This window comes from Mesorhizobium sp., assembly GCF_005063415.1.
In the GTDB taxonomy this organism is placed as follows: domain Bacteria; phylum Pseudomonadota; class Alphaproteobacteria; order Rhizobiales; family Rhizobiaceae; genus Mesorhizobium.
The window spans coordinates 14,870-25,818 of sequence record NZ_SUEG01000069.1; the positions used below are offsets into that span (position 1 = coordinate 14,870).

A 10,949-nucleotide genomic window follows, 5' to 3' on the forward strand; every position below is an offset into this window, starting at 1 on the left:
TGAACCATTTGCCGATGGTCGCCTCGGTGACGGATTCACCAAGTGTCGGGACGCGGATTTCGGTTGCCATTGTGCCTGTCCGTTTCTTTCGGTTCTGTTCTATTCACCAAGCGCGTCGTCGAGCAAGGCGGCAAGCTGGGCGAGATGCTTCGACATCAATCCGGTCGCCGGCGAAGCGGCAGCCGGCCGGCCGGTATAGCGCACCCGCTGATGCTTGGCGTCGATATGCGCCAGCACCCATTCGAGATACGGATCGATGAACGACCAAGCGCCCATGTTCTTGGGCTCCTCCTGGCACCACACCATCTCGGCATTGCGGAAGCGCGACAGTTCGGTGATCAGCGCCTTGGCCGGGAACGGATAGAGCTGCTCGACGCGCAGCAAATAGATGTCGTTGATGCCGCGCTTCTCGCGCTCCTCGTAGAGGTCGTAATAGACCTTGCCCGAACAGAGCACGACACGGCGGATCTTCGAATCCTTGGTGAGCTTGATGGCCTGTCCAGACAATAGCTGGGCATCGTCCCACAACAGCCGGTGAAAGGCGCTTTCGCCCGACATCTCCGGCAGCGTCGATACCGCCCGCTTGTGGCGCAGCAGCGACTTCGGCGTCATCAGGATCAGCGGCTTGCGGAAGTCCCGCTTCAATTGCCGGCGCAAGATGTGGAAGTAATTGGCCGGCGTCGTGACGTTGGCGACCTGCATGTTGTCTTCGGCGCAAAGCTGCAGGAAGCGCTCGAGCCGGGCCGACGAATGCTCGGGCCCCTGGCCTTCATAGCCGTGCGGCAGCAGGCAGACGAGGCCCGACATTCTGAGCCATTTGCGCTCGCCCGACGAGATGAACTGGTCGAACACCACCTGGGCGCCGTTGGCGAAGTCGCCGAACTGCGCTTCCCACAGCGTCAGCGCCTTCGGCTCGGCCAGCGAATAGCCATATTCGAAGCCGAGCACGGCCTCTTCCGACAGCATCGAGTTGATGACCTCGAAACCGGCCTGCGCCGCCGACAGATTGTTGAGCGGGATGTAGCGTGTCTCGTCGCGCTGGTCATAGAGCACGGAATGGCGCTGCGAGAAGGTGCCGCGCTCCGAATCCTGTCCGGACAGCCGGATCGGATTGCCGTCGAGCAGGATAGCGCCAAAGGCCAGCGCCTCGGCCGTCGACCAATCGATGCCTTCGCCGGACTCGATCGCCTGGCGGCGGTTGTCGAGGAAGCGGATGATCGTCCTGTGCGCCTCGAAATCCTTCGGCACCTCGGTCAGTTTCTTGCCGATCTCCTTCAGCGTCTTGACCGGCACGGCGGTCTTGCCGCGCCGCTGTTCGTCCTGGTTGTCGGCCGAGCGCAGGCCGGACCACGCACCGTCCAGCCAGTCGGCCTTGTTCGGCTTGTAATGCTGGCCGACCTCGAATTCCTGCTCGAGATGCGCCCGCCAATCGGCCTTCATCTTTTCGAACTCGACCTGGGTGATGTGGCCTTCGGAAATCAGCCGGTCGGCATAGATCTGCACCGTCGTCTTCTGGTTGCGGATCTTGCGATACATGATCGGCTGGGTGAAGGCAGGCTCGTCGCCCTCATTGTGGCCGAAGCGGCGGTAGCAGAACATGTCCACCACGACCGGCTTGTGGAACTTCATGCGGAATTCGATCGCCACCTTGGTCGCATGGACCACGGCTTCCGGATCGTCGCCATTGACGTGAAAGATCGGCGCCTCGATCATCTTGGCCACATCGGACGGATAGGGCGACGAGCGCGAAAAGCGCGGGTTGGTGGTGAAGCCGATCTGGTTGTTGATGATGAAATGCAGCGTGCCGGCGACGCGGTGGCCGCGCAGGCCCGACAGGCCGAGGATTTCGGCAATCACGCCCTGGCCGGCAAAGGCGGCGTCGCCATGCAACAGCAGCGGCAGCACCTTGGCGCGCTCTTCCAGCGGCACGATCTCTTCGCGGCTGCGGCCGAACAGATAGTCCTGCTTGGCACGCGCCTTGCCCATCACCACCGGATCGACGATTTCCAGATGCGAGGGATTGGCGGTAAGCGACAGATGCACCTTGTTGCCGTCGAACTCGCGATCCGACGAGGCACCGAGATGGTACTTCACGTCGCCCGAGCCTTCGACCTCGTCGGGCGCGGCCGAGCCGCCCTTGAACTCATGGAAAATGGCACGGTGCGGCTTGGCCATCACCTGAGACAGCACGTTCAGCCGGCCGCGATGTGCCATGCCGAGCACGATCTCCTTCATGCCGAGCTGGCCGCCGCGCTTGATGATCTGCTCCAGCGCCGGGATCAGCGACTCGCCGCCATCGAGGCCGAAGCGCTTGGTGCCCTTGTACTTGACGTCGATGAACTGCTCGAAGCCTTCCGCCTCGACCAGCTTCTGCAGGATCGCCTTCTTGCCGGCTGCGGTGAAGGAGATCTCCTTGTCGGTGCCCTCGATGCGCGCCTGGATCCAGGCCTTCTCCTCGGGATCGGAAATATGCATGAATTCGACGCCGAGCGTCGAGCAATAGGTCCGGGTCAGGATGTCGAGCATCTGCCGGATGGTGCCGAATTCCAGCCCGAGCACATTGTCGAGGAAGATCGGCCGGTCGTAATCGGCTTCGGTGAATCCGTAATTCTCCGGCGACAGCTCGTTATAATCCTCGAGCGGCTTGGCAATGCCGAGCGGATCGAGATTGGCGTGCAGGTGGCCGCGCATGCGGAAGGCGCGGATCATCATGATGGCGCGGACGGAATCGCGCGTCGCCTGATGCACGTCGGCGTCGGAAAGCGCTGCGCCGTTGCCGGCTGCTCTGTCCTTGACCTTCTTTTCGATGTGCTTTTCGACCAGGCCCCAATTGCCGTCCAGCGCCGAGACCAGCTCGCCATTGGCCTGCATGGGCCAGGAGGGCTTGGCCCATGACGCGCCCTTGGCGTTCTTGCGCACGTCGCCGGCGTCGTCCTTCAGCGCCGCGAAGAAGTCCTGCCATTCGGGATCGACCGACGCGGGATCGTCCTCATAGGCGGCATAGAGCGCGTCGATGTAATCGGCATTGCCGCCATAGAGAAAAGAGGTAAGCGAAAACTGGTCGTTGGCCTGATCTTGTCTTGCCATGTCACTGTCGAAGCCTTTGCTTCGTCTCCTTTGTTGGAGGGGAGTACCGGAATAGGGGAGTAAGGGAGTAGGGCAAATGCCCTCGTCTTGTTCCCTACTCCCCTATTCCCGTACTCCCTTACTCCCCTAACCTTTGATCGCCTCGACCAGGGTCGTACCCAGCCGGGCCGGCGATGGCGAAACCTTGATGCCGGCCGATTCCATCGCCGCGATCTTGTCTTCCGCGCCGCCCTTGCCGCCGGAGATGACCGCGCCCGCATGGCCCATGGTGCGGCCCGCCGGCGCGGTGCGCCCGGCGATGAAGCCGGCCATCGGCTTGCTGCGGCCGCGCTTTGCCTCGTCTTTGAGGAACTGCGCGGCATCTTCCTCGGCCGAACCGCCGATCTCACCGATCATGATGATCGACTTGGTCTCGTCGTCGGCGAGGAACATCTCCAGCACGTCGATGAACTCCGTGCCTTTGACCGGATCGCCGCCGATGCCGACGGCGGTGGTCTGGCCGAGGCCGACATTGGTGGTCTGGAACACCGCCTCATAGGTAAGCGTTCCCGAGCGCGAAACAACGCCGACCGAGCCCTTGCGGAAGATGTTGCCGGGCATGATGCCGATCTTGCATTGGTCGGGGGTCAGCACGCCGGGACAGTTCGGCCCGATCAGCCGCGATGTCGAGCGGTCGAGCCGTGCCTTGACCTTGATCATGTCCATCACCGGTATGCCCTCGGTGATGCAGACGATCAGCGGGATCTCGGCCTCGATCGCTTCCAGGATCGCGTCGGCGGCACCCGCCGGCGGAACGTAGACGACCGAAGCGTTGGCCCCGGTCTTGGCCTTGCCTTCGGCTACGGTTGCGAAGATCGGCAGTGCCTCGCCCTTGGCGCCGGTCCAGGTCTCGCCGCCTTTCTTGGGGTGGATGCCGCCGACCATCTTGGTGCCGTGGTAGGCCAGCGCTTGCTCGGTGTGGAACGTGCCGGTCTTGCCGGTCAGGCCCTGCACCAGCACCTTGGTGTTCTTGTCGACGAGAATGGACATCGGAGCCCTTTTCTAAAAACCGTTGATCGAGGAAGGCGAGACGCGCCGGTAGACGCCGCTCACCATGTCTTGCCAGCTATCGCTGCCGGCAGGTTTGAAATGCAGTCGCATGCGGTAAGTGTCGGCATCGTCAAAAATATACGTCACGCGCGCCGCGCCACGCGGCGACGACCGATCCAGAACCAACTCGCTGCCGTTCCAAGTGCCGGTGGCGGGCGATGCCGGCACGAACCCCATCGAGTCGAACTGATGCATGGTGACGAGGCTGTTCTGCTGATCGAAGCCGAACACATTGTGCGAGCCGAACGAGACCGTGCCGTCGCGGCGCTGGCGATAGCGCTGCACCACGAACAGGCCGCCGAATTGCGCCTCGGCCAGCACTTCCGAAGTCGCCGTGCCGGCATCGGCCCACTGAGTGCCCGAAATCTCCTCCTCGCCACGCCAGGCACCGACCAGCGCCTGCAGGCGCTGGTGGTCGGCCGAGAGGGAGGAGAACGGTGCCGCGTTCATGGTCAGAGCCGCTTCAGCTCGGTGACGGTGAGGTCGCTCTTGGCGTTGCCCTGTGTGAGCGTCGTCGCCGGTTCGAACATCAGTACGACAGGTTCTTCGCTCAGCGAACGCGGCCGGTGTTCCACGGCGCGCGGCACGACGATGAAATCGCCGCTGCCAAGCTCCACCGTGCCGTCGCGGAAATCGATGGCAATGCGGCCGCGCAGCACCAGGAAGGCCTCGTCTTCATTGCCATGCGCGTGCCAGTCGAAGGCGTCGCCGAACTTGGCGATCTTGACCTGGCTGTCATTCACGTCGCCGGCAATATGGGGATCGAAAACCTTCTTGATCTTCGCATCCGCCGCCTCGACCAGATTTATCTTGTGCGGAGGCATCGCCTAGCGACCCCGACCATGAAGTTCAGTTTTCAAGCTGGGCATTTTTGGTTTCCGTGAACGACAGCACCGATCCATTGGCCACCGGCGCGCCGCGTCGTTACGACCTGCACCGATAGATTGCCGCCAGACGTTCTCAATTTGCCAAGGGACTTGGGATCATCATCGGCCTGGAACTTGCTGCCGTATTTGGTCAGAAGCCTTCTCAGGATCATGTTGGCAGCCCGCTTTGGATCGTTGGTGCCGAAGGAGACAAGGCAGTCGCAGCGACCGCTCCAATTTTTGATCGAGGCAACGATCTCTGTAGCCTTGTAGATTTGGAGTCCGTCGGATCCGGCCTTGAACCCGCTCTCACGGGCAACGGCGTCGAACCTGCCGAAGCTGGGTGCTGTCGCCGGACATAAATTCATGAAGAGATTGACCCTCTTGCCGATCCAGGCGGGCGACGTCGAACCATCCGCGGCCTCAGCCGCGCTGGCCCAAAAAGCCATGCCGCAGAGCGCTATGGCCAGCAACCGCTGCATCAGCCGCCCTTCACCGCCGCGACAATCTTCTTGGCTGCGTCATCGAGGTCATCGGCCGACACCACGTTCAGTCCGCTGTCGTTGATGATCTTCTTGCCGAGCTCGGCATTGGTGCCTTCCAGCCGCACCACCAGCGGCACTTGCAGGCCGACCTCCTTGACCGCGGCGATGACGCCCTCGGCGATGATGTCGCATTTCATGATGCCGCCGAAGATGTTGATGAGAATGCCTTTGACCGCCGGATCCTTGGTGATGATCTTGAACGCCGCCGTCACCTTCTCCTTTGACGCGCCGCCGCCGACATCGAGGAAGTTGGCCGGCTCGGCGCCATAGAGCTTGATGATGTCCATCGTTGCCATGGCAAGGCCGGCGCCGTTGACCATGCAGCCGATATTGCCGTCGAGCGCGACATAGGCGAGGTCGTATTTCGACGCCTCGATCTCCTTCTCGTCCTCTTCGGTGGTGTCGCGCAATTCGAGCACGTCCGGGTGACGGAACAGCGCATTGTTGTCGAACGACACTTTTGCGTCGAGCACGCGCAGCCGGCCGTTCTTCATGACGATCAACGGGTTGACCTCGAGCAGACTCATGTCCTTCTCGACAAACGCCTTGTAGAGGATCGGAAACAGCGTGCCACCATCCTTGGCGGCGTCGCCGTCGAGCTTCAGCGCGGCGTTGAGCTTCTTCACATCGTCGGCCGTCACGCCCTTTTCCGGGTCGATGGCGACGGTAATAATCTTTTCCGGCGTATCGTGGGCGACCGCCTCGATGTCCATGCCGCCCTCGGTCGAGACGACGAAGGCGACGCGCCCGACCGAGCGGTCGACCAGGATCGACAGATAGAGCTCGCGCTCGATGTCGGCGCCGTCCTCGATATAGAGCCGGTTGACCTGCTTGCCGGCCGGGCCGGTCTGCTTGGTGACCAGCGTGTGGCCGAGCATCTCCTTGGCGTTGGCGACGACCTCGGCCACCGACTTCGCCAGCCTGACGCCGCCCTTGGCATCGGGGCCGAGCTCCCTGAACTTGCCCTTGCCGCGGCCGCCGGCATGGATCTGGCTCTTGACCACATAGAGCGGGCCGGGCAGCGCCTTGGCGGCGGCTTCCGCCTCGCTCGCCTTGAACACCGGCACGCCCTCGGCCACCGGTGCGCCAAAGCCTTTCAGCAGCGCCTTGCCCTGATATTCATGGATGTTCATGCGCTATGTCTCCAGCTTGCTTGGCGGGCTTGGTTACCGGCTTACTTGGCCGCGAGATGCGGAGCGATCTTGACGCAGGCGTCGCACAGGCCCTGCACTGCCGCGACCGAACTGTCGAACATCTTCTGCTCGCTTTTCGCGAGCTCGATCTCGATGATCCGTTCGACGCCGCCGGCGCCGATCACCACGGGAACGCCGACATAGGTGTTCTTGACGCCATATTGGCCCGAAAGATACGCCGCACAGGGCAGCACCCGCTTCTTGTCCTTGAGATAGGCTTCGGCCATGGCGATGGCCGAAGCGGCCGGCGCGTAAAAGGCCGAGCCGGTCTTGAGCAGGCCGACGATCTCGGCGCCTCCGTCGCGGGTGCGCTGCACGATCTGGTCGAGCCGCTCCTTCGAGGTCCAGCCCATCTTGATGAGGTCGGGAAGCGGGATGCCGGCAACCGTCGAATAGCGGATCATCGGCACCATGGAATCGCCGTGGCCGCCGAGCACGAAGGCGGTGACGTCCTCGACCGAAACCTTGAATTCCTCGGCCAGGAAATAACGGAAGCGCGAACTGTCGAGCACGCCGGCCATGCCGACGACATGGCTCTTCGGCAGGCCGGAAAACTTCTGCAGCGCCCAGACCATGGCGTCGAGCGGATTGGTGATGCAGATGACGAAGGCTTTCGGCGCGTATTTCTTGAGGCCGGCGCCGACCTGCTCCATCACCTTCAGGTTGATGCCCAGAAGATCGTCTCGGCTCATGCCGGGCTTGCGCGGCACGCCGGCGGTGACGATGCAGACGTCGGCGCCCTCGATGCCGGCATAGTCGTTGACGCCGGTCAGCCTGGAGTCGAACCCATCGACCGGCGACGACTGCGCGATGTCCAGCCCCTTGCCTTGCGGGATGCCTTCGGCGATATCGAACAGCACGACGTCGCCGAGATCCTTGAGGCCGACCATGTGGGCGAGGGTGCCGCCGATCATGCCCGAGCCGATGAGCGCTATCTTGTTGCGTGCCATGTCAGGATGTTTTCCCTTTGACTAGACGGCGCCCAAATCCTTGACGATTTGATGACGGCGTCGGAGGAAGAGGCCGGAATGCTGCGGAACCGCGAAATTCGCCGCACGCAATAGCCCCGGCCGTACAAAAATTCAAACGATTATTTTGGAGTGAGCAATTTCAATCGGTTAGAAACAATGGGACTTACGTAAACGTAAAAGTTCTGAAGCCGGCTAGAGGAATTCTACACAATGGCATCTGAAATCAGAAGGCTATTTCCCGGCGATGACGCCCTTGTGATGCGGGTTGCCGACGAGGTGTTCGATGAGCCGGTCAGGCCGGATCGGCTCTCTGCCTATCTCGCGGAGCCCGGTCATTTCATGGTCGTGGCCCTCGCCGACGGCATCGTCGTTGGCCAATGCGCAGCCGTCATCCATCGCCACCCGGACAAGGTGAGCGAACTCTACATAGACGAGGTCGGCCTGGCGCCGGCCTTTCAACGCCAGGGCATTGCGACAAGGATGCTCGGCGCCATGTTCGCACTCGGTCGCGAGCATGGCTGTGAGGAGGCGTGGGTCGGCACCGAGCCGGACAATGTTGCCGCTCACGCACTTTACGAGTCGCGAAAAGAGCCGCATGGGCCGGCGGAGGGGTTCGTCATGTATGTTTATCGATTATAGGCGCCGGCGGCAGCGGCCCCTTCTGTACTATCCCTCACGCCTGAGCCTGCCGTGCCTCGGTCGATGATCCCTGCGCCCTCTGCCTCTCCGCCCAGTTCTCCAGCCAGTCGTGGCTCTGCATCTCGATCAGCCGCGATGCGGTGCGCTCGAACTCGAAGACTTCGTTGCCGCGCTTGGCCGTATAGAGCTGCGCCGGCGGTGCCGCGGCGCTCATCACCAGCCGTACATGATGATCGTAGAGCGTATCGACCAGCAGGATGAAGCGCTTGGCTTCGTTGCGCTTGCCTTCGCCAAGCACCGGCACATGGTCGATGAAGATGGTCGAGAAACGGCCGGCGATGGCAAGATAGTCACGGGCGCCGAGCGGCCTCTCGCAGAGATCGGCGAAGGAAAACCGCGCCGCCTCGCCGGCAGCACGCGGCACTACGACGTGCCGGCCCTTCACCGTCAGCATCGTCTCGGCCGTCGGCCTGCCATGCGTCATCACCGCCCACGCCTCGTCGAGCGCATGGTCGGCGGCGGCATCGGCCGGGGTGACGTAGACCGGCATGCGGCTGAGCTTGTCGAGGCGGTAATCCTTGTCGGCGTCAAGCGCCAGGACCTGCGCGTGGCGCTCCAGGATAGCGACAAACGGCAAGAACAGCTGGCGGTTCAGGCCGTCGCGGTAGAGATCCTGCGGCGCGACATTGGAGGTGGCGACCAGCACCACGCCATTGGCAAACAACGCCGAAAACAACCTGGACAGGATCATCGCATCGGCGATGTCGGTGACGGAGAACTCGTCGAAGCATAGCACCCAGGCTTGCTCGGCCAGCGCGCGTGCCACCGGCGGGATCGGGTCGTCCTCCTTGGCCGTGCCGTTCTTGCGAGCCTGCCGGTGCTTCTGGATGCGGTCCTGCACGTCGGCCATGAAGTCGTTGAAATGCACCCGGCGCTTGCGCCGCGCCGGCAGCAGCTCGAAGAACATGTCCATCAGCATGGTTTTGCCGCGGCCGACGCCGCCATGGATGTAGAGGCCCTTGACCGCCTCGTGCACTTCGCGCTTGCGGGCGAACAGCCACCCAAGCGCGCTTGATTTATGCGCCAGCCGCTTTGCCGATATTTCGTCGATCAGCCGGTCGAGCGCAGCCGCGATCCGCTCCTGCGCCGGGTCGCGCCCGATGGCACCCGTCTCGACCAGATGGTCGTAGCGCTGCTTGACGGTCGCATGGGTCTGGAGGCCGTCACGCAGATGCATCGGTCACGTCGTTCCGGAGCAATTCTAAGAAAAGTGTGTAGCGGTTTTCTGTCCGGAATTGCGTAAAAAACAAAAGAGAGCAATTCCAGGAAAAGTGTGTAACGGTTTTCCGTCCGGATTTGCGTAACAATGGGGGGGCGTTCTCTTACCTTGTAAGCGAGATCGGCAGGCCGTTGGAAGTCTGGCCGTCGAATTTCTCGCCGCCCGAGGAATAGAGCCGTGCCAGCGTGCCGCCGTTCTCGTCAAAGAGCGTCAGTTGTTTGCCGGCGACGTTCCAGGATTTGATGCCGTCGAGCGGCGCCGGGCAATGCAGCGGTCCGGCGCGGTAGCCCGAACCGAATTTCGTCTGCGGCGTCGCCACCTGACAGCTCTGGCCGGACACGCTTGCCTTCCACACGCCGGCGACGCTGGACGCGGTAAGGTCGGCCGCACCGGCCGGAGCCGTCCCGTCCGGCGGCAGCGAGGCGACCTGGGTGTTCTGCGGTGCGGTTGGAAATTTCGACGGATCGGCCGGGCCGGGTGTTGCCGGCGGCGGCAGCTGGTTTGCGGTCACCTTGCCGGCGGGCGCAGGTTCCAGGGGCGCCGGCTGCTGGTCGTCCATTGATGTGAACCGTGAGGTTGAACAGCCGCTCGCAACGAGCGCGGCCAGCGATACGGCCAGCAGGCCGGTTTTCGAAAATTTCATTCTTCAACCTCCGTCGGATCGGGCTGGGGGTGCCGTCCGCGCAATGTCCCCCTCACCAAGATGGAGAAGGTGGCGAAATTTCAACCCGATATGGTTAAAATACGGTTTGCGCCGCTAATGTTGCAAATTTGTCGCAAAATGCACATTGCCTAAATTGTGTTACGCCTTGGCCGTTTGGCCGGCACCTCCGGTTGATGCGATACGGCGCACCGGCGCCAAAACCTTGGCGTTCACCTCAAATGCTTGCGCGGGCCGGCTCCGGCATTATCTCTTGGCGATCAGCAAATTGCAGGGAGCCGATTTCTTGGCCGCGAGAAAGAGAGCCGCCAACCGCTATTACAGCGGGCCGCCCAGCGATCATTTCGACGGCACCTTGTTCTTCAATCCCGACGGCCGGCCGCCGGGTCGCTTTGCCGATCTGTTAAAATGGCAATTGAGCCGCGAGCGCTCGAAATGGCCTGCGGCGGATCCGAGCCCGTTTCCACCGGCAAGACCGGTCGAGCGCATCGATGGTTCTGCGCTGCGCCTCACCATGGTCGGTCATTCCTCGCTGCTCGTCCAGACAGCCGGCCTGAACATCCTGACCGACCCGGTCTGGTCGCGACGCGTCTCGCCGCTCTCCTTCGCCGGTCCGAAA

Annotated in this window: 10 protein-coding genes and 1 pseudogene; 2 read left to right on the forward strand and 9 right to left on the reverse strand. The window is 62.6% G+C overall.

Going from position 1 to position 10,949, the window contains the following annotated elements; all coding sequences use genetic code 11:
• Positions 1–99 precede the first annotated feature (99 nt).
• The 7 genes from E5W70_RS18650 to mdh form a co-directional block, all read right to left on the reverse strand.
• Entirely contained in the window at positions 100–3,087 is a 2,988-nt protein-coding gene (locus E5W70_RS18650) for a 2-oxoglutarate dehydrogenase E1 component (RefSeq protein WP_292660626.1), read from the reverse strand.
• Positions 3,088–3,213: 126 nt separating this feature from the next.
• Positions 3,214–4,116 carry a succinate--CoA ligase subunit alpha gene (sucD, locus tag E5W70_RS18655; protein WP_292660628.1) on the reverse strand — a complete coding sequence of 301 codons (903 nt, stop codon included), beginning with the start codon at positions 4,114–4,116 and terminating at the stop codon, positions 3,214–3,216.
• A 12-nt stretch (positions 4,117–4,128) separates the two neighbouring features.
• Positions 4,129–4,626 (reverse strand): DUF1579 family protein, encoded by a 498-nt coding sequence (locus tag E5W70_RS18660; protein WP_292660631.1) that lies wholly within the window; start codon positions 4,624–4,626, stop codon positions 4,129–4,131.
• A gap of 2 nt (positions 4,627–4,628) precedes the next feature.
• Positions 4,629–5,000, reverse strand: coding sequence for a cupin domain-containing protein (locus tag E5W70_RS18665; protein ID WP_292660634.1), 372 nt, complete (start codon positions 4,998–5,000; stop codon positions 4,629–4,631).
• 32 nt (positions 5,001–5,032) lie between these two features.
• Positions 5,033–5,524, reverse strand: coding sequence for a hypothetical protein (locus tag E5W70_RS18670; protein WP_292660638.1), 492 nt, complete (start codon positions 5,522–5,524; stop codon positions 5,033–5,035).
• A complete protein-coding gene (gene sucC / locus E5W70_RS18675) occupies positions 5,524–6,720 on the reverse strand; it encodes an ADP-forming succinate--CoA ligase subunit beta (RefSeq protein WP_292660641.1) in 1,197 nt (398 codons plus the stop codon). Before sucC ends, E5W70_RS18670 begins: the two co-directional genes overlap by 1 nt.
• Before the next feature lie 41 nt (positions 6,721–6,761).
• Positions 6,762–7,730 (reverse strand): malate dehydrogenase, encoded by a 969-nt coding sequence (gene mdh, locus E5W70_RS18680; protein ID WP_292660644.1) that lies wholly within the window; start codon positions 7,728–7,730, stop codon positions 6,762–6,764.
• 231 nt (positions 7,731–7,961) lie between these two features.
• On the opposite strand from mdh, the gene E5W70_RS18685 reads away from it, so the two are divergent.
• On the forward strand, positions 7,962–8,390 hold the full coding sequence (locus E5W70_RS18685) for a GNAT family N-acetyltransferase (protein WP_292660647.1): 429 nt from the start codon (positions 7,962–7,964) through the stop codon (positions 8,388–8,390).
• Positions 8,391–8,424: 34 nt separating this feature from the next.
• On the opposite strand, the gene zapE is transcribed toward E5W70_RS18685, so the two are convergent.
• Complete coding sequence (zapE, locus tag E5W70_RS18690) at positions 8,425–9,627, reverse strand: cell division protein ZapE (protein ID WP_292660648.1); 1,203 nt, start codon at positions 9,625–9,627, stop codon at positions 8,425–8,427.
• A gap of 145 nt (positions 9,628–9,772) precedes the next feature.
• Positions 9,773–10,312 (reverse strand): protease inhibitor Inh/omp19 family protein, encoded by a 540-nt coding sequence (locus tag E5W70_RS18695; RefSeq protein WP_292660650.1) that lies wholly within the window; start codon positions 10,310–10,312, stop codon positions 9,773–9,775.
• Between the two features lie 304 nt (positions 10,313–10,616).
• On the opposite strand from E5W70_RS18695, the pseudogene E5W70_RS18700 reads away from it, so the two are divergent.
• Positions 10,617–10,949: pseudogene (locus E5W70_RS18700) on the forward strand (hypothetical protein); the annotation flags it as partial.